Origin of the sequence: Pseudomonas sp. 2822-17, from assembly GCF_002742485.1 — a bacterium.
In the GTDB taxonomy this organism is placed as follows: Bacteria; Pseudomonadota; Gammaproteobacteria; order Pseudomonadales; family Pseudomonadaceae; genus Aquipseudomonas; species Aquipseudomonas cyclaminis.
Genome location: NZ_LJRZ01000048.1, coordinates 1 through 294 on the forward strand (window position 1 = coordinate 1; position 294 = coordinate 294).

At 60.5% G+C, this 294-nt stretch carries 1 protein-coding gene; it reads right to left on the minus strand.

All coding sequences use genetic code 11. The features are described from left to right. The coding region (locus AOA60_RS00145) for a transposase (protein ID WP_158234999.1) at positions 1–294 on the minus strand (294 nt) is incomplete at both ends.

The window sequence follows — 294 nt, forward strand, 5'->3', positions numbered from 1 at the left end:
GCAGCCGTCCGGGTCGGAGATGGGCCATTTGACCGTGATGGATTTGTCGCCCAGCGGCAGTGCGATAACCACCGCTTCATCAGCGTGCCTTTTAGGTATCGGTTGCAGCGGTACGAACGCGGGAAGTGGCGCGACGGGTTTGTCCCGGTAAATCGGCAGCCACTTGCGGATGACGTTGGCGTTGATGCCATGGCTGATGGCGACGCTGGACACCGTGGCGCCTGGTTGCAGGCATTCCTGCACGACCTGGGCCTTGAAGGGTTTGGGGTAAGAGCTTCGTTGGCGCATGAGAAT